The 17,767-nt window shown below is 64.8% G+C and carries 13 protein-coding genes; 7 read left to right on the plus strand and 6 right to left on the minus strand.

Going from position 1 to position 17,767, the window contains the following annotated elements; translation table 11 throughout:
* Nucleotides 1-54: 54 nt before the first annotated feature.
* Complete coding sequence (locus XI05_RS25160; protein WP_271506834.1) at nucleotides 55-939, minus strand: hypothetical protein; 885 nt, start codon at nucleotides 937-939, stop codon at nucleotides 55-57.
* 700 nt (nucleotides 940-1,639) lie between these two features.
* Complete coding sequence (locus tag XI05_RS25165) at nucleotides 1,640-2,875, minus strand: tyrosine-type recombinase/integrase (protein ID WP_271506837.1); 1,236 nt, start codon at nucleotides 2,873-2,875, stop codon at nucleotides 1,640-1,642.
* 272 nt (nucleotides 2,876-3,147) lie between these two features.
* Here XI05_RS25165 and glmS point away from each other — a divergent pair, with 272 nt between their 5' ends.
* From glmS to XI05_RS25190, 5 genes are all read left to right on the plus strand, one after another.
* Nucleotides 3,148-4,974 carry a glutamine--fructose-6-phosphate transaminase (isomerizing) gene (gene glmS, locus XI05_RS25170; RefSeq protein ID WP_271506840.1) on the plus strand — a complete coding sequence of 609 codons (1,827 nt, stop codon included), beginning with the start codon at nucleotides 3,148-3,150 and terminating at the stop codon, nucleotides 4,972-4,974.
* Between the two features lie 84 nt (nucleotides 4,975-5,058).
* Complete coding sequence (locus tag XI05_RS25175) at nucleotides 5,059-5,829, plus strand: DUF502 domain-containing protein (RefSeq protein WP_172783754.1); 771 nt, start codon at nucleotides 5,059-5,061, stop codon at nucleotides 5,827-5,829.
* 102 nt (nucleotides 5,830-5,931) lie between these two features.
* Nucleotides 5,932-6,789 (plus strand): NAD(P)-dependent oxidoreductase, encoded by an 858-nt coding sequence (locus XI05_RS25180; protein ID WP_271506843.1) that lies wholly within the window; start codon nucleotides 5,932-5,934, stop codon nucleotides 6,787-6,789.
* Nucleotides 6,790-6,855: 66 nt separating this feature from the next.
* Nucleotides 6,856-7,545 carry a helix-turn-helix transcriptional regulator gene (locus XI05_RS25185; protein ID WP_271506846.1) on the plus strand — a complete coding sequence of 230 codons (690 nt, stop codon included), beginning with the start codon at nucleotides 6,856-6,858 and terminating at the stop codon, nucleotides 7,543-7,545.
* A 96-nt stretch (nucleotides 7,546-7,641) separates the two neighbouring features.
* A complete protein-coding gene (locus tag XI05_RS25190) occupies nucleotides 7,642-8,013 on the plus strand; it encodes a VOC family protein (protein WP_271506849.1) in 372 nt (123 codons plus the stop codon).
* A 70-nt stretch (nucleotides 8,014-8,083) separates the two neighbouring features.
* On the opposite strand, the gene recG is transcribed toward XI05_RS25190, so the two are convergent.
* The 3 genes from recG to XI05_RS25205 form a co-directional block, all read right to left on the minus strand.
* A complete protein-coding gene (recG, locus tag XI05_RS25195; protein ID WP_271506852.1) occupies nucleotides 8,084-10,192 on the minus strand; it encodes an ATP-dependent DNA helicase RecG in 2,109 nt (702 codons plus the stop codon).
* Between the two features lie 129 nt (nucleotides 10,193-10,321).
* Nucleotides 10,322-10,945 carry a peptide chain release factor H gene (prfH, locus tag XI05_RS25200; protein WP_271506854.1) on the minus strand — a complete coding sequence of 208 codons (624 nt, stop codon included), beginning with the start codon at nucleotides 10,943-10,945 and terminating at the stop codon, nucleotides 10,322-10,324.
* Nucleotides 10,942-12,132 carry an RNA ligase RtcB family protein gene (locus XI05_RS25205; RefSeq protein WP_271506857.1) on the minus strand — a complete coding sequence of 397 codons (1,191 nt, stop codon included), beginning with the start codon at nucleotides 12,130-12,132 and terminating at the stop codon, nucleotides 10,942-10,944. Before XI05_RS25205 ends, prfH begins: the two co-directional genes overlap by 4 nt.
* A 397-nt stretch (nucleotides 12,133-12,529) precedes the next feature.
* Here XI05_RS25205 and XI05_RS25210 point away from each other — a divergent pair, with 397 nt between their 5' ends.
* Both XI05_RS25210 and mfd read left to right on the plus strand, forming a co-directional pair.
* Complete coding sequence (locus tag XI05_RS25210) at nucleotides 12,530-12,820, plus strand: FAD assembly factor SdhE (RefSeq protein WP_271506859.1); 291 nt, start codon at nucleotides 12,530-12,532, stop codon at nucleotides 12,818-12,820.
* Nucleotides 12,817-16,335 (plus strand): transcription-repair coupling factor, encoded by a 3,519-nt coding sequence (gene mfd / locus XI05_RS25215; protein WP_271506863.1) that lies wholly within the window; start codon nucleotides 12,817-12,819, stop codon nucleotides 16,333-16,335. The genes XI05_RS25210 and mfd overlap by 4 nt, the downstream gene beginning before the upstream one ends.
* A gap of 132 nt (nucleotides 16,336-16,467) precedes the next feature.
* On the opposite strand, the gene XI05_RS25220 is transcribed toward mfd, so the two are convergent.
* The gene (locus tag XI05_RS25220) at nucleotides 16,468-17,691 is read right to left on the minus strand and encodes a GGDEF domain-containing protein (RefSeq protein WP_271506865.1); all 1,224 of its coding nucleotides are present in this window, start codon (nucleotides 17,689-17,691) and stop codon (nucleotides 16,468-16,470) included.
* Between the last annotated feature and the right edge of the window lie 76 nt (nucleotides 17,692-17,767).

A 17,767-nucleotide genomic window follows, 5' to 3' on the forward strand; every position in this document is an offset into this window, starting at 1 on the left:
GACGACGGGTCTGCTGGGCTTGATGCTCATCTTAGGGGATGACAAAGAGAACAATCATGCGCAGTTCTTATCCCCCTTTGCATATTCCAGATCATCGAATTCCAGCACATCCCATGGGTTCAATCGTCGATATTGATGCGGAAACATCCGTCTGAATTCCGACAATCGATCGATGCCCAATCTGCGATAAAGCCCGCGGACGCGACGTTCAACAATCGCTGGGCATAGGTCCATATAGCTGGCCTGCGTCTTCCTGATGATCCGGCAAACGATTTTTTCCGCCATGCCGTGATGCTTCTTAACGGCATACTGCGCGGTGAAGTCTTGGGCCGGATTGAGCAGGGTGACGTCGAGGCAATCGTTCATGCCCGTAGTTTTCACCTCGCGTCCAGCATTGATCCTCGTTTCGGTGTGGATCGCATCCGGCGTTCCGTCAAGCTTGGACGGCTTGTCGCTGTAAATGACGTCGATTTTGCTGGGCTTTGTTTGGTCGTCGGCGTGGCCTCTGGCATTGCTGTACGTCGTCTCAAAGAACTCGTAGGGCCGAGCATCTGTGCGTTCATATTTGAGCCGTCGGCTTTCGTGGACGAACTTGAGAACGTCCTCTCGGCTGTATCCCTCGCAGGGCTCGAAATCGCGGGCGATGTGAAGTTTGCAGATGTTGAGGCTTTCATCTTCCTCGCATTTGTATCGGTGCAGGCGTTTCAATGCCCATCGGCTCGGCTGATGCATGATCAGTACGTATCGCCAGGTCGTTTCCGGATCGTGATCGTCTCGGCGCAATCGAGGGATCATCTTGCCGCAATTGGCCTTGATCTCATGGAGAAGCTTCACGGGGAAGCGACGGCGTGCGGAGACGCCAATCGTATCGGGATAGGTGCGAACGCGCGCGATTGCGCGCGTCTTGTTTGCTCGCACAAATTGTTCTACATTCTCCATCGGCGATCTTTCCTAGGGGAGGGATTGCGATCATGAGCAGGCTTGGCAGTCTGGCTACGTGATAGATTGATCGGCCTCTCTCTGTTGCCGCAGAGGGAGGCCTTTTTTTTTTCAACGCGGCTTTGTCGGAACGCCGCGTTCGGCGAATAAAAGGACTTCGTTTTTGCGATAGTACGTCTTTGCAGTCTGACCCTCGCGCAATCGCACAGGAGTCAAATTGCCATCGGCCTCGATGCGGCGGACCGTGATAATCGCGACGCTGAGGATTTGCGCAGCTTGCGTCCGATCAACAAGAACAGAGTCAGACGAGGAGGATGTTTGCTCAGAATGGTGTGAGCTAACGCGAGACATAGTTCGACCCAATCGCTACCGCACCCCCGTTCTGACATGAACGTGGTTGCGAAAGTTGACTGGATCGCTTTGCAAGAGCCGCTGCGCGAAGGAAGCTTGCCCTAGGGGTTCTCGCGATCAGATTGCCGGGCTTCGTATGCCGATCTCCCGACGTCACCGCTCGTGCGGCCTGCCAGGAAGATATCCCAAATGATCCGGCAAGATCAATACACGTTCCCGGACGCTACGTAGGGACACTACGATCTCTAGCATGTCCCCCTAAATCGCCCGAAGGCGGGTCCGTGGGCGCGTTTCTTTCAACGGGGGAGGAATTCCCCCTCGGACGCCGACAACGCCACGCCAGCCGTCGCTAATGAGCAACGGCGACAGGGAGCCGGACGACATTGCTGGCCGGGGGAGGAGAAACGATCTGTTGGACGTGGGCGGCGAACGCTGCGAAGGCCGCTGTCTTCTCGTCAAAAAATTCCCAAAGATCGTAGGTTCTGGTGACTGTATTTCCGACGACATGGCCGATGCATCGCTCCGCGATGTGCGGATCAATCTTCAATCGGGAAAGCCGGGTGCGGAATGTTCGCCTCAGATCGTGAACTGTGAAGTGCTCCATGTCGGGGAGTTCAAGCCGCATCAATCTCAGCAATTCGGTCGTTGACGCATCCCAAGCTGAGAAAGGTCCGCGCAGTCGGGTCCCAGGAAAGACGTATGGATTTCTCTCTATGCGCGGCGTGTTCTCGATGATGGACAGGGCGAGGGGAGGCAGTTTGATCAAGCCTGCATTCGGCTTTTCGCGATCCTCATGGCCGAGCGTCCACACGCCGTTTTCAATATCAGCGTGCTTCATGTGATGGACCTTGGCCCGACGAGCTCCGGTGAGAAGGCAGGTACGAGCTAGGGCGCCAAATATGCCCATCCCCTCGGTTGCGTTCCAGAATGCTCGCAGCTCTGCGTCATTGAGAACGCGAGTCCTTTGCTTGGTCTTGTAGCGCTTCATGCCCGGGATGATTGGGCTGTTGAACCCGTCGTCGCGCAGGGCGTGAAATTTTGCGAGGCTGCGAAACGCGGCGAGAACAGCGTCGGCCATGCTCGGTCCGTGTTTATCCTCGATTTTGTCCAGGAGCTTGGTCAGCTCTTTTCGGCGTATTGAATTGATGTCCCGGTCCTTGAGGGTGGGCATCAGGTGCTTTTCGATCTGCTGCATCATGACGCGGCCGGTGCGGATACCGTTCTTCTCCACATAGCGCTTCTCAAATTCTTTCACGACGGCTGAGAACGTCCTGTCGACCTTGTCTTCCTCCGCTTGTTTTTGCTTGGCGAAGACGTCTGGGTCTTCCTGCAATGCGACTTGGAGTTTGCGGGCCTTCTCGCGGGCTGCGGCCAAGCCCAAGACGGGATATCGTCCGAGCTTATGCTGTCGAGTTCCTCGCTTACCCTTCGGTCTCCACAAGAGGTAGAAAGTCCGACTGCCGCCGGGGCTGGCTTTGAGGATAAGACCTGTTACTGAACCTCGTCCTGAGTCGTAGAAATCGATTTGTTTGGCAGGGTTGGCGAGGTTCAAAATTGCCTTGTCAGACAAATTGAGAACAGGCATCGAGTTTTGCCCCCAGCAATGACGCACATATGACGCGTGAGTCGATGAACAGAACTGATCAGAAGAGGATCGACGTGGAAGAAGTTTATCGAAAAAGCCTCGCTCGATCAAATACTTGGGCATCAAAGGAGCGCCGAGGAGATCAATGCTGATCCGAGCGCTGAGGGAACAATCAGCAATAATTATTGAGTATATGGTTCCCTGGGATTTTCGCTAAAAACCGAGCGCGTCGTTTAGGCGATTTTTCGACGATTTGGGGGATAGTGGTCCGCATGTGCGGGATTGTCGGCATTCTCGGGCGCGAGCCGGTTGCAGAGCAATTGGTGGATTCGCTCAAACGTCTCGAATATCGCGGCTACGATTCCGCGGGCGTGGCCACGCTCGAAGGCAAGCACCTGGAGCGCCGCCGCGCCGAGGGCAAGCTGAAGAACCTGGAGAAGCGGCTCGAGGCCGAGCCGCTCAAGGGGACCACCGGCATCGGTCACACCCGCTGGGCCACCCACGGCAAGCCGACCGTCAACAACGCCCATCCGCATGCGACCGAGCGCGTCGCCGTGGTCCACAACGGCATCATCGAGAATTTCCGCGAACTGCGCGAGGAGCTCGAGGCGAAGGGCACGGTGTTCCACACCGAGACCGACACCGAGATCGTGCTGCATCTCGTCGACGATCTGCTCGTGCGCGGCAACAAGCCGGTCGAGGCCGTCAAGCTGACGCTGGCGCGCCTGCGCGGCGCCTTCGCGCTCGGCTTCATCTTCGCCGGCGACAACGACCTCATGATCGGCGCCCGCAACGGCCCGCCGCTGGCGATCGGCTATGGCGACGGCGAGATGTATCTCGGCTCGGACGCCATCGCGCTCGGCCCGTTCACCGACACGATCAGCTATCTCGAGGACGGCGACTGGGCCGTGCTGACCCGCAAGAATGCGACGATCTTCGACAAGGATGGCCACGCCGTCCAGCGCGACAAGATCAGGCACGCCGCCTCGACCTCGCTGGTCGACAAGGCCAATTACCGCCACTTCATGGCCAAGGAGATTCACGAGCAGCCGGAGGTGGTCGGCCACACGCTGGCGCGCTACGTCGACATGGCGACCGAGCGCGTCGCGCTGCCGGTCAAGCTGCCGTTCGATTTCAAGAACATCCAGCGCATCAACATCACCGCCTGCGGCACCGCGAGCTATGCCGGCTTCGTCGCCAAATACTGGTTCGAGCGCTTCGCGCGCGTGCCGGTCGAGGTCGATGTCGCCTCCGAATTCCGCTACCGCGAGGCACCCTTGCGCAAGGGCGATCTCGCCATCTTCATCTCGCAGTCCGGCGAGACCGCCGACACGCTGGCGGCGCTGCGCTATGCCAAGGCCGAGGGCGTGCACACGATCGCCGTCGTCAACGTGCCGACCTCGACGATCGCGCGCGAGAGCGAGACCGTGCTGCAGACGCTGGCGGGACCCGAGATCGGCGTCGCCTCGACCAAGGCCTTCACGTGCCAGCTCATGGTGTTGGCAAACCTTGCGATCGCGGCCGGCAAGGCGCGCGGCGAATTGTCGGATGAGGACGAGACCAAGCTCGTCCATGGGCTCGTCGAGGTCCCGCGATTGATGGCGGACGCGCTCACCACCGAAACCCAGATCGAGAAGCTCGCGTACCGGATCGCCAAGTCGCGGGACGTGCTCTATCTCGGCCGCGGCACCAGCTTCCCGCTGGCGCTCGAAGGCGCGCTGAAGCTGAAGGAGATCTCCTACATCCACGCCGAGGGCTATGCCGCCGGCGAGCTCAAGCACGGGCCGATCGCGCTGATCGACGAGACCATGCCGGTCGTCGTCATCGCACCCCACGACCGCGTGTTCGAGAAGACCGTCTCCAACATGCAGGAGGTCGCCGCGCGCGGCGGCAACATCATCCTGATGACCGACGCCAGGGGCGCGGCGGAGGCGACCGTCGAGTCGCTCGTCACCATCGTCATGCCCGACATGGCGGCAGCCTTCACGCCGATGGTCTATGCCGTCCCGGTGCAGCTGCTCGCCTATCACACGGCTGTGGTGATGGGGACCGATGTCGATCAGCCGCGCAATCTCGCGAAATCAGTGACTGTCGAATAGGCAATCGGGATATCGGTCGGCCGCAGTCTTCCAAAACCTGCTAGAAGACCCTAGCTTGTTGGTAGCGACCGACCTGGAACCCGAATGACCCCCCGCGACGACGCGCCTGCGCCTCTTGATCCCCTCCCGGAACCGCATACCGGCCTGATGGGCCGCTTCCGCAATTATTTCCTGACCGGCCTCGTGGTGACGGGGCCGATTGCGATCACCCTCTATCTGGTCTGGTGGTTCGTCACCTGGGTCGACGGCGTGGTGCGGCCGTTCGTGCCGCTGGCCTATCGCCCGGAAACCTATCTCCCTTACGTCGTTCCCGGCTGGGGACTGATTGTCGCATTCTTCACGCTGACGCTGGTCGGCTTCCTCGCGGCCAATCTGATCGGCCGCACGCTGGTCGATGTCGGCGAGACCTTTCTCGGCCGGATCCCGGCGGTGCGCGCGATCTATCGCGGCCTGAAGCAGGTGTTCGAGACGCTGTTCTCGGGCAAGGGCTCGAGCTTCCGGAAAGTCGGCCTTGTCGAGTTTCCTTCGCCGGGCATGTGGTCGATCGTGCTGATCTCGCAATCGCCGAACGAGGACATCTCCCGCAGCCTGCCGGGGCAGGAGGAGCATGTCTCGGTGTTCCTGCCGTGCTCGCCGAACCCGACCACCGGCTTCTTCTTCTATGTCCCCAAGAGCAAGATCATCGAGGTCGATCTCACCGCCGAAGACGCCGCGACGCTGATCATGTCGGCCGGCGTGGTGCAGCCGGGCTCGGCGCCCGATCCGAAGAAGGCGGCCGCGCTTGCGGGCATGGCGAATGCCGCGCGGATCGCCAATGCCTCCACGCTCCGGCCCGAGCCTGCGAAGGCGGAGTAGGGCCATTCCGTCGCGGGATGGTCGCGTTCACGCGGGCGCATTCGCCCTCTGCTAGTCTCAGGTCGACCGGGCTGCCGCTCGGCGTTCGAGCTGGAGTGCATGATGTCCAAAACCATTGCGATCCTCGCCCCCGGTGCCATGGGAAGCGCCGTGGCCCGCCGACTCAGCGAGCATGGTGCGCGCGTGCTGACGTCCTTGAAGGGGCGTAGCGAGGCGACGCTGAAACGCGCAGCGGACGCCGGCATGGTCGGCGCCGAGGACGACGCGATCGCGGATGCCGACATCATCCTCTCGATCGTGCCGCCGGGCGAAGCCGTGGCGCTGGCCGAACGGCTGGCCGCGCTGATTGTCAGGCGCGAGAAGAAGCCGATCGTGGTCGATTGCAACGCCGTCAATGTCGATACCGTGCAAAGAATCGAGGAGATCATCGGCTCGGCGCAGGCGCCGTTCGTCGATGCCGGCATCATCGGCTTTCCGCCGCAGCGAGGTGGCAAGAGCCCGGCCTTCTACATGTCGGGCGAGCACGCCAAGGACGTCGCCGTGCTTGGGGATCTCGGCCTCGACGTGCGGCTCGTCGAAGGCCCGGTCGGCGCGGCCTCGGCGCTGAAAATGTCCTATGCCGGCATCGTCAAGGGCCTCGCCGGCATCGGCTCGGCCATGGTGATCGCGGCGACGAAAGCGGGCGCGGCCGATGCGCTGCGCGACGAGCTTGCGCTGAGCCAGCCCGCGATTTTGGCCCGGCTCGAAGTCGCGCTGCCCGACATGATCCCGAAGGCCTACCGCTGGGTTGCCGAGATGCGGGAGATTTCCGGATTCCTCGGGCCCGATCATCCGGCCAGCCAGATCTACGAGGGTTTTGCGAGGTGGTTCGAGCATTTCGCCGAGGATGCGAAGGGGGAGGCGGCGGACGCCGCGTTGATGAAGGCCTTCGCGGCGAGCATCGCGCCGAAGAAGACCTAGGGCGCGTACTCTCATGCTGCCATGTCTTGGCAGCATGACGTAGTATGCCTCGCCCGAGGCTCGCCCATGTCCCGCTCGCAACGACTGCTCGATCTGATTCAGGTGCTGCGCCGGCATCGACGGCCGGTCGCGGGCGCCGCGCTCGCCGACGAAGTCGGCGTGTCGCTCCGCACGCTCTACCGCGACATCGAGACCTTGAAGGCGCAAGGCGCGCACATCGACGGCGAAGCCGGGGTCGGCTACGTGCTGCGGCCTGGCTTCATGCTGCCGCCGTTGATGTTCAGCGAGGAGGAGATCGAGGCGCTGGTGCTCGGCTCACGGTGGGTCGCGGAACGCGCCGATCAGCCTCTCGGCGATGCCGCGCGCAACGCGCTCGCCAAGATCGGAGCGGTGCTTCCGGACGACTTGCGCGCTGGCCTCAATGCGTCGAGCTTGCTGATCGGACCGGGTGAAGCGCTCGCGGCCGGTGATACCGAACTCGCATCGATCCGCGATGCGATCCGTGCCGAGCGCAAGATGCAGATCGCCTATGCCGACGGCAAGGGAAGTCCATCGCGGCGCACGATCTGGCCGTTCGCTCTCGCCTTTTTCGATCGCGTGCGCGTCGTCGTCGCCTGGTGCGAGCTTCGTGACGGCTACCGGCACTTCCGAACGGACCGCATCACGGCGCTGAAATCGACGGCCAAACGCTATCCACGACGGCGCGCCGCTCTGTTGAAGGAATGGCGCGCTTTGGAGGGCGTGCCGGAGCAGTGATCTTCGTCGACACTGCTGACATAAACTGACAGCATGCCGAGCTATAGGTTTCTGCGTCGCGCTCACGTCACCGAGCGCCGAACGAGGAGACCTCACATGCCAGACTTCAGCTTCCTGCTGCTCCATGTCGAAAGCCCGGCGGCAAGCGCCAAGTTCTACAACGAGCTATTGGGTATCCCGATCATCGAGCAGTCGCCGACATTTGCCATGCTGCCGTTGCGTGACGGCGTGATGCTCGGATTGTGGTCGCGCGCCACCGTCGAACCGAAGACCGCGGGACAGCCCGGCAACAGTGAAATGGCGTTTACGGTCAGCGACGCGGCCGCCGTGGAGGAAACACACACGGCCTGGAAAAGGGGCGGACTTGCGATCGCCCAGGCGCCGACCCGGATGGATTTCGGCACGACCTTCGTCGCGCTCGATCCCGATGGTCACCGCTTGCGCGTATTCGCGCCGGAGGCCGCATGAGCCCGCGGAGTTGGCTCGCCGTCGCCTCGGCCGAGCACGTGCGCATCGGCCGGGCTCAAGGCTTGATCGCCTAACCCGCCCCTATCAACGGGATCGCCTCGTCCCGTTCGTACAGATACAACAGGCAGCGCAGCGCCTCGCCGCGCTCGCCCTTCAGCTTCGGATCCTCTTTGAGGATCCGCAGCGCCTCGTCTCTGGCTTGGGCGATCAGCTGGCCATGCACCTCCGGGCGCGCGATGCGGTAGCCGGGCAGGCCGCTCTGGCGCACGCCCAGCACGTCGCCTTCGCCGCGCAGCTTCAAATCTTCCTCGGCGATGCGGAAGCCGTCGGTGGTCTCGCGGATCACCTTCAGCCGCGCCTTCGACATTTCGCCGAGCGGCTCGCCATAGAGCAGGATGCAAGTTGACGCCTCCGAGCCGCGTCCGATGCGGCCGCGGAGCTGGTGCAGCTGGGCAAGGCCGAAACGCTCGGCGTTCTCGATCACCATGATGGTCGCGGCCGGGACGTCGACGCCGACCTCGACCACGGTGGTCGCGACCAGGAGGCCGATCTCGTGCGCGGCGAACTGGCTCATGACGCGGTCCTTCTCGGTGCCCTTCATCTGGCCGTGGACGAGGCCGACGCGGTCACCGAAACGTTTTTGCAGGGTCTCGAAACGCTTGGTCGCATTGGTGAGATGCTCGGTGCCCTCGGCCTCGGATTCCTCGACCAGCGGGCAGATCCAGTAGACCAGCTTGCCGGCTTCGAGCGCGCGGCCGACGCCTTCCATGACCTCGCTGATCCGGCTCATCGGCACGGCGCGGGTGTCGATCGGCTGGCGGCCGGCCGGCTTTTCGCGCAGCTCGGAAATATCCATGTCGCCGAAATAGGTCAGCACCAGCGTGCGCGGGATCGGGGTTGCGCTCAGCACCAGCACGTCGACGGCCTCGCCCTTGGATGTCAGCGCAAGGCGCTCGCGCACGCCGAAACGGTGCTGTTCGTCGACGATGGCGAGCGCGAGATCCCTGAAGACGACATCGTCCTGGATCAGCGCATGGGTGCCGACGAGCAGGTCGATCTCGCCTGCGGCGAGCTCAGTGATGATCTCGCGCCGCTCCTTGCCCTTCTCGCGGCCGGTGAGGATGGCAACGCGCAATCCCGCACGCTCGGCGAGCGGGGCGATGGTCTTGATGTGCTGGCGCGCCAGGATTTCGGTGGGCGCCATCAGCGCGGCCTGCTTGCCGACCTCGGCGACCGCGGCGGCAGCTAAGAGGGCCACGACGGTCTTGCCGGAGCCGACGTCGCCCTGCAGCAAGCGCAGCATGCGCACCGGCTGCTTCAGGTCTTCGGCGATCGCGGCCGCAGCGCTGCGCTGGGAGGGTGTGAGCGCGTAAGGCAGCGCGTCGATGATCTTGTTGCGCAGATGCCCGTCGCCGGCATTGCGCACGCCGGCGGGGCGGCGCAGCTGCGCGCGGATCAGGGCGAGCGCGAGCTGGCCGGCCAAGAGCTCGTCGAAGGCGAGGCGCGACCAGAACGGCCGGTCGGGCAAGATGTCGGTCAGCTCGACCGGCTGGTGTACGCGATTGAGCGCTTCCGCGATCGGCGGGAAGTGGCAGCGGCGCAGCACCTCCGGGCTGATCCATTCCGGCAAAGCGGGAAGCTTTTGCAACGCCTGCGCGATCGCGCGGCGGAGCGAGCCCAGCGCGAGCCCTTCCGTGAGCGGATAGACCGGGTCGATCCCCGACAGCTTCGAAATCGCCTCCTCGTCGAGCACGCGATCGGGATGCACGATCTGCGGGATGCCGTCATACATCTGCAGCGTGCCGGAGACGTAGCGTTTCGCGCCCATCGGCAGCAGCTTCTCGACATAGCCCGGCTTGGCGCGGAAGAAGGTCAGCACGACGTCGCCGGTATCGTCGCTGGCATAGACCAGATACGGCGCGCGCGCGTTGCGCGGCGGAGGCGGGCGGTGGCGATCGACGGTGACCTCCAGCGTCACCATGGTTCCAACGGCCGCGTCTCGGATCTTCGGCCGGGCGCGGCGGTCGATCACCTGGCTCGGCAGATGCAAGAGCAGATCGACCAGCCGCGGCGTCTCACTGCGGCTGAGCAGGTACTGCAGCAGCTTGTCCTGCTTCGGACCGACGCCGGACAGGCTGGTCACGGGAGCAAACAGCGGATTGAGCAGGCTGGGGCGCATACGTGGAATCTAGAACCGTTCGCTGCCGTGATGGCCAGTTTTGTGCGGGACGTCCACGGCTTTATTCCGGCCTGGCCACGACGGGCCTCCCTGGACCGGCGGAGTGCTGCCGGTCCAGGCGCGATCATGCTATGCGGCGCGAAACGCCGCGCCTTTGAACCGCTTGACCGGCCGGCCGCGCTCGAGTTGATCATGTGCCGCGTGCGCTTCGGTCCGGGCGGCGATCGCGGCCAGCTCGCCTTGCAGCCTGAGCAAGGCCGCCAACCGGTCCAGTGCCAGCGCCTTGTTCCGATGCTGCGAACGTTCTTCGCGCGCCACGACCGCAAGCCCGCTCGGAAGGTGGACGGCCCGCACGGCGCTTTCGGTCTTGTTCTGGTGCTGGCCGCCCGGGCCGCCGGCACGGAAAGCTTCAAAGCGAACATCCCCGGCGTTGATCGCCTTCGGCGCGTCGGGCAGCGCAGGAAGCTCGACAATTCCGATGAACCAGTTCTTGCGCTTGTGATGCGGCCTCAGCGGGCTCTGCGCCGTCCATTGGATCGCGCCGATCCACGGCCGCGCAAAGGCAGCCGCGCCATCGCCATGGACGACGACGACCGCCGATGCCGGGCCGTGCTTGTCGGGGCGGGGGCCTTCAAGATGGTCGGTATCGAAGCCGAGCGCGGTCGCTTCGGTGATGAGCGCTGCAACGGCGTTCGCGACCGCGATCCGGCATTCCGCCGGACCGCGTCCGCTGGTGAACAGGAGCCGGATCATCGGCGCTCCTCCTTCCAGCTCCTGTCGCGCTTGCCGCTGGTCGCGGCGGTGGACTGGCCCTTCTTGAAGGTCAGCAGCGGCCGGAACGTGGCCACCACGCGCACGAGACCGAACTCCACGAGATCGGCGATGACGCGCTCGATGCTCTTGTAGGCGTCCGGCGCTTCCTCCGCGAGCAGGCCGCGATCGCCGCAGACGACGATGCCGCCGAACGGGTTGCGTTCCAGCTTTGCGACGACCGACTTCTTGACCCGGACGCGGCCATGCATGGACGCACGGTCGTATTTGCGCCCCGCGCCGTGCGCGAGCGATGCAAGCGCTTCGGTCTGCATGTCCGCCAAAGGCTCGACCAGATACGACAGCGTTCCGCGCGACCCAGGCACCGGCACCAGTCCGCGATCGGCCGCCGCCGCTCCCTTGCGATGCAGTGCCAGGACGTCACCGGCGGCGTCACGCCGGCACTCGACCATGTTGTGCGCGAGGTCGCTCACGAGGCGCAGACTGGCGCGCGCGGTAGTTCCGGTCCGCTCTGCGATGATGTGGCGATTGAGCTTCGCCCATCGCACCGCGTGATCGTGGTCCGCCAGATAGGCATTTGCCGCGTCGCTGCCGATGGACAGGGACGCCTGTCCGCCGTGCAAGGCCTGCTCCAGGATCGAGAAACCGAGGCCTCGCGAGCCCGAGTGAACCAGGACATAGGCGAGGTTCCGGTCGAGGCCGGCGCGTGCAGCTGCATCCGGCGCCAGGATCTCGTCGAGGGCCTGGAGCTCGCAGAAATGATTGCCGCCGCCGATGCTGCCGAGCGCGGCATCGAAGGCGGTGGCGCCGAGGTCCGCGTCGGCCAGCACGGTCTCGACGTCGCCGTCCCAGGGCTGGTCGAGCGCGTGCATGCGCTCGGCAAGATGATCGAGCCGCAGCTTGCGCGCCGCGATGTCGAGCTCAAACAGGCCCATGCCGCAGCCGATGTCGGAGCCGACCAGTTGCGGGTGGATACGCTCGGACAGAATGGCGCAGCCGACGGGGCCATACTTGCCGGGATGCAGATCGGGCATGGCCGCGACCGCGCGCACTCCGGGAAGACCCGCGACCTGTTCCAGTTGCAGTGTTGCGTTGCCTTCGATCCACGATTTGGACGAGGCGAAGAGGTGGATCGGCGCGCGGCCGTCCACGTTGGGAAAAGTGCCCATTGAAAGCTTTCAGAAGATAGGGATCGTCGACACGCGCGAGGCGCGCGTGGTTTCCCTAACGGCGCGGCCAACGCTCGCGCAGTTTAGGCGATGCCCTCGACGGGGCGGCGAGACATGATCGTCATCGAGCCTTCTCCCAGAGATGACCGCGCCAGAAGGGGCGCCGGATCGGGCGACACACATAGCGGCGAAATTGCAAAGTCGCAAGTCACAGTTGCTGCGTGGCGGTGGCGCGGCTCTTCCCGTTGCGGGTGGGTCCGGTGATCGGACCTGCAGGCCACACCCGGCATTTTTGCACGGATCCTCGCGGGGAAGACTGCTGACTTTCCAGGGGGCAGGGCCTATATCACCCCCGCCCGGCACGTCCGGGCTTTCTGCGTTTGACTGGATTTGAGACATGACGGGAACGACACGATCGAGCAGCGGGCTGGATGACCGCCGCAAGCGGCTTCTGTTCCGCTGCTGGCACCGCGGCACGCGCGAGATGGACCTGATCCTCGGCCGCTTCGCGGATGCCGAGATCGGCAATTTGTCCGACGCCGAGCTCGGCGAGCTCGAGCGCCTGCTCGAGGTCAACGATCCCGATCTCTACGCCGCCATCACCGGCGACAAGGTGCTGCCGGCCGACGTCACCGGCGCGCTGTTTGCCCGCATCAAGGCGTTTCCGATCGCGGACGGCAAGGCATGAAGCAGGGGATGAAATCTCCGGCCGAGCTGCTCGCGCCCGGCCGCGCGCTGACGCTTGCCAATGTCGCCGAGGGCGCCGAAGGCCTCGTCGTCTCCGATCTCGCCCGTGCCATCGCGGCGCGGCCGAAGAAGCCGGCCGTCAGCCTTGCGGTGGTCTGCCGCGACGGCGGGCGCATGCAGTCGCTCGAACGCGGCTTGCGGTTCTTCGCGCCCGATCTGCCGGTGCTGACCTTCCCGGCCTGGGATTGCCAACCCTATGACCGTGTCTCGCCACATGGCGGCATTCTCGCGCAGCGCCTGACCACGCTGGCGCGGCTGGCCTCGCTCACCGGTAGCGACAAGCCGCTGATCGTGCTGACCACGGTGAACGCGGTGGTGCAGCGCGTGCCCGCGCGCGAGCTCGTCGCGGCGCAGGCGCTGTCGGTCGCGCCGGGCAACGTCGTGCCGATGGACACCGTCGTGGCCTGGCTGGAGCACAACGGCTACAACCGTTCCTCCACCGTGCGCGAGCCCGGCGAATACGCCGTGCGCGGCGGCATTCTGGACCTGTTTCCGGCCGGCCTCGAGCAGCCGGTGCGCTTCGACTTCTTCGGCGACAGCCTGGAATCGATCCGCTCCTTCGATGCCGAGACCCAGCGCACGCTGCTCGACATGCGCGCGCTCGACCTCGTGCCGGTCTCGGAGTTCCAGCTCGTCACCGACACCATCCGCAGATTCCGCATGGGCTATGTCGCCGAGTTCGGCGCGCCCGAGCGCGACGATGCGCTGTATGAAGCCGTCAGCGAGGGTCGTCGCCATCCCGGCATGGAGCACTGGCTGCCGCTGTTCCAGGACCGCATGGACACGCTGTTCGACTATCTGCAAGGCGCATCCGTCGCGATCGAGCCGCAGGCTGAGGACGCCGTGCGCGAGCGCTTCAAGCAGATCCTCGATTATTACGAGGCGAGGCGCGAGGCGATGGAGCATCCCGGCGGCGGCGCGATCTACAAGCCGCTGCCGCCCGACCGGCTGTATCTGACCGAGGAGGAATGGGGCAAGCGCCTCGGCGAGATCCCGCTGGCGCGGCTGACGCCGTTCTCCGTGCCGACCGACGGCACCGGAGTCGTCGATGCCGGCGCACGCAAGGGCCGCGACTTTGCGCCGGAGCGCAACGACAGCAATGTCAACGTGTTCGAGTCCGTGGTCAGCCACGTCATGGCGCTGCAGGCGCAGCGCAAGAAGGTCGTGATCGCGCTGTGGACGGAGGGCTCGCGCGATCGCATGAATTCGATGCTGCGCGACCACAAGCTCGCCCACACCACCAGCGTCAACTCCTGGCGGACGGTGCAGGCGACGCCGCGCAACGAGACCATGCTCGCCGTGCTCGGCCTCGAAAGCGGCTTCGAGACCGACGAGATCGCCGTCATCAGCGAGCAGGATATCCTCGGCGACCGCCTGGTGCGGCCGCGCAAGGCCAGCCGCAAGCTCGACAATTTCATCTCGGAGGTGACGAGCCTCGCCGCCGGCGACATCGTCGTGCACGTCGATCACGGCATCGGCCGGTTCATCGGCCTGCAGACGCTGGACGTTGCCGGCGCACCGCATGACTGTCTCGAGCTGCACTATGCGGCCGAGACCAAGCTGTTCCTTCCGGTCGAGAACATCGAGCTGCTGTCGCGTTACGGCTCTGATCAAACCACGGTCGAGCTGGATAAGCTCGGTGGCTCGGGGTGGCAGACACGCAAGGCGAAGCTCAAGAACCGCATCCGCGAGATCGCGGGCGAGCTGATCAAGATCGCGGCCGAACGCATGCTGCACGAGGCGCCGAAGCTGCCGGTGCAGCAGGGCGTCTACGACGAGTTCTGCGCGCGCTTCCCCTATGACGAGACCGAGGACCAGCTCGGCGCCATCGAGTCCACGCTGAAGGATCTCGAAAAGGGCCGCCCGATGGACCGGCTGATCTGCGGCGACGTCGGCTTCGGCAAGACCGAGGTGGCGCTGCGCGCCGCCTTCGCGGTCGCGCTCGACGGCAAGCAGGTCGCGGTCGTGGTGCCGACCACGCTGCTGGCGCGCCAGCATTACCGGACCTTCACCGAGCGCTTCAAAGGCTTCCCTGTCAACGTCGCGCAAGCCTCGCGCCTGATCCCCACAAAACAGCTCAACGAGGTCAAGAAGGGCATCGCCGACGGCTCGGTCGACATCGTCGTCGGCACCCATGCGCTGCTCGGCAAGACGATCAAGTTCCGCGACCTTGGCCTGCTCATCGTCGACGAAGAGCAGCATTTCGGCGTCAGCCACAAGGAGCGGTTGAAGGCGCTCCGTGCCGAGGTCCACGTGCTGACGCTGTCGGCAACCCCGATCCCGCGCACGCTGCAATTGGCACTCACCGGCGTGCGCGAGCTCTCGATCATTGCCTCGCCCCCGGTGGATCGCCTGGCGGTGCGCACCTTCGTCGCCCCGCACGATCCCTTGATGATCCGCGAGGCGCTCTTGCGCGAGCGTTATCGCGGCGGCCAGGCGTTCTACGTCGTGCCGCGCATCGACGATCTCGCCGAGGTCAAGGACTTCCTCGACAAGAACGTGCCGGAGATGAAGGTCGCGGTCGCGCACGGCCAGATGCCCCCTGCCGTGATCGAGGACATCATGACCGCGTTCTACGACGGCAAGTTCGACATTCTGTTGTCGACCACGATCGTCGAGTCCGGCCTCGACATCCCCAACGCCAACACGCTGATCGTGCATCGCGCCGACATGTTCGGCCTTGCCCAGCTCTACCAGCTGCGCGGCCGCGTCGGCCGCTCCAAGCTGCGGGCCTACGCGCTGTTCACGCTGCCGGCGCAGCAGAAGATCACGGTGCAGGCGGAGCGCCGGCTCACCGTGCTGCAATCGCTGGAGACGCTGGGCGCCGGCTTCCAGCTCGCCTCGCACGACCTCGACATTCGCGGCGCCGGCAATCTCTTGGGCGAGGAGCAGTCCGGCCACATCAAGGAGGTCGGCTTCGAGCTTTATCAGTCAATGCTGGAGGAGGCGATCGTCAACCTGAAGGCCGGCGTGTCCGAGCCCGCCGCCGACCGCTGGTCGCCGTCGATCACTATCGGCATGCCCGTGCTCATCCCCGAGGATTACGTCAGCGATCTCTCGGTGCGGCTGTCGCTATACCGGCGCCTCGCCGATCTCGACACCGAGGAGGAGATCGAGAATTTCGGCGCCGAGATGCGCGACCGCTTTGGCGTGCTGCCGGACGAAGTGCGCTATCTGTTCAAGGTCGCCGCGATCAAGGCGTTCTGCCGCCGGGCCAATGTCGAGAAGATCGACGCCGGCCCGAAGGGCGCTGTCATCGTCTTCCGCGACAATTCCTTCGCCTATCCCGATCGCCTCGTGACCTTCATCCGCAGCTACGGCCAAGCCGCCAAGGTGCGCCCCGACATGAAGGTGGTGTTCCTGCAGGACTGGGAAACGCCGGAAGAGCGCCTCGCCGGCACGACGGAGATCATGCGGCAGCTGGCGCAGCTCGCGGAAAGCAAGAAGGCGGCGTGAGCGCACCAGCCTCACCACGTCATTGCGAGGAGCCCTTGCGACGAAGCAATCCGGAATCTTTCCACGGAGACAGTCTGGATTGCTTCGCTGCGCTCGCAATGACGGTGGTTGTTGCGGCAGCTCGCGAGAAAGCTACGACGCCGCCCTTGACGCGTCGGCCGACAGCCGCGCCAGCAGCGACCTTGCCGTATCCGAGGGCGACAGCGAGTCCACGCTGACCACGGGATCGCTGCGCATCTCGTGCTTGCCGTTCGAGGTGTGGCGCATCACCGCCGACAGGCGGCGGGCGATCATATGCGCGGTGCGGAAGTCGGTCTCGGCGAACACCACGATCACCGAGCCGTCCTTCTGCGCCGCGCCAAAATCCATCTGCCGCATCAGGCGGCTCAAAATGCGCGCGGCGTCGAGCTGGGCGCGGGAATTGTTGGGGTCGAAGGCGAAGCGGGCGACGGAGAGGCCGCCGCCGCGGGCGAGCGTCTGCTCGACCGCCTTGGCGAAATCACGGGCGAAGGCTTCCACCGTGAGCAGGCCGCTGCGCGGGTCGAGCCAGCCGCCGGCATCGATCGAGCGCAAGGTGCGGCTCAGCTGCGCTTCCATGGCGTGCTGGTGGATCAGGGGCAGCGCGTTAGCCGCGATCCTCGCCGGCTCGCCCGCGATCAGCTCGAGATTGGGCAGGTCGTAGCTTTGGGTGAGCTGGTGGGCGGTGACGACCACGGGCAGGCTGCGGAAGCGAGCGTCCTCGGCGAGCACGGTTAGAAACGCATCGGTCACGCGCGCGGTAAAACCTTCGGCGAGCACGACGCCGTCGAGGTCGCGGGTGTTGAGGTGTTTTGCGGCGGCCTCGATCGAGAGCGCGCCGACCACGCCGATGCGTTCACCGAGCGCGACCGAGAGCGCGGGATAGGCGGCGCCGCGGCCGATCAGGAGCACAGTGGCGTCACGGGCGGGATCGCCTTCCGGCAGCGCAAACTTCACCTCGGGCAGCCGGCGCAGAACCGTTGCGTGCAATGTACGCACGCGCAGCGCGGCCCGGAGCCGCGCGATCAGCCGGTCGGGATTGCCGCCGCGCGAGGAGAAGGGCAGGGCGTTGTTCGGCAGCGTGCCCGCTGCATCCAGGGCCACGAAGGGCAGGTACGGCGATTGATCGGCGATCTTCTTTGCAAGCCGCGTCACATGCACCTCGTGTCCGGCATGCACCGCAGCAAGAACCGCGGCCGGCTGCACCTCTTCGACCGCGCGCGATGCGCTGGTCCAGTCGGTGTCGACGACGGGAAAGAGCCGGGCCTCGTCCAGCGCCGCCACGAAGGCGGGACGTTCGGCATCGGACACAAACAGGATCGGGCCCGCCTGGGACATCGAGACACTCAAGATCACGCAACAGATACCGCGCAATCTAGTTTGGCCGCCTTAATGCTGCGTCAACGCAAGCGCT

Source organism: Bradyrhizobium sp. CCBAU 11357, from assembly GCF_028128865.1.
Taxonomy (GTDB): domain Bacteria; phylum Pseudomonadota; class Alphaproteobacteria; order Rhizobiales; family Xanthobacteraceae; genus Bradyrhizobium.

What these genes read in the sequence shown, in the direction of transcription:
- XI05_RS25175 (WP_172783754.1), top strand. Translation starts at nt 5,059, where the DNA reads ATGACCCCCCGCGACGACGCGCCTGCGCCTCTTGATCCCCTCCCGGAA.
- XI05_RS25180 (WP_271506843.1), top strand. Translation starts at nt 5,932, where the DNA reads ATGTCCAAAACCATTGCGATCCTCGCCCCCGGTGCCATGGGAAGCGCC.
- glmS (WP_271506840.1), top strand. Translation starts at nt 3,148, where the DNA reads ATGTGCGGGATTGTCGGCATTCTCGGGCGCGAGCCGGTTGCAGAGCAA.
- XI05_RS25190 (WP_271506849.1), top strand. Translation starts at nt 7,642, where the DNA reads ATGCCAGACTTCAGCTTCCTGCTGCTCCATGTCGAAAGCCCGGCGGCA.
- XI05_RS25185 (WP_271506846.1), top strand. Translation starts at nt 6,856, where the DNA reads ATGTCCCGCTCGCAACGACTGCTCGATCTGATTCAGGTGCTGCGCCGG.
- XI05_RS25165 (WP_271506837.1), bottom strand. Translation starts at nt 2,875, where the DNA reads ATGCCTGTTCTCAATTTGTCTGACAAGGCAATTTTGAACCTCGCCAAC.
- recG (WP_271506852.1), bottom strand. Translation starts at nt 10,192, where the DNA reads ATGCGCCCCAGCCTGCTCAATCCGCTGTTTGCTCCCGTGACCAGCCTG.
- mfd (WP_271506863.1), top strand. Translation starts at nt 12,817, where the DNA reads ATGAAGCAGGGGATGAAATCTCCGGCCGAGCTGCTCGCGCCCGGCCGC.
- XI05_RS25205 (WP_271506857.1), bottom strand. Translation starts at nt 12,132, where the DNA reads ATGGGCACTTTTCCCAACGTGGACGGCCGCGCGCCGATCCACCTCTTC.
- XI05_RS25160 (WP_271506834.1), bottom strand. Translation starts at nt 939, where the DNA reads ATGGAGAATGTAGAACAATTTGTGCGAGCAAACAAGACGCGCGCAATC.
- XI05_RS25220 (WP_271506865.1), bottom strand. Translation starts at nt 17,691, where the DNA reads ATGTCCCAGGCGGGCCCGATCCTGTTTGTGTCCGATGCCGAACGTCCC.
- XI05_RS25210 (WP_271506859.1), top strand. Translation starts at nt 12,530, where the DNA reads ATGACGGGAACGACACGATCGAGCAGCGGGCTGGATGACCGCCGCAAG.
- prfH (WP_271506854.1), bottom strand. Translation starts at nt 10,945, where the DNA reads ATGATCCGGCTCCTGTTCACCAGCGGACGCGGTCCGGCGGAATGCCGG.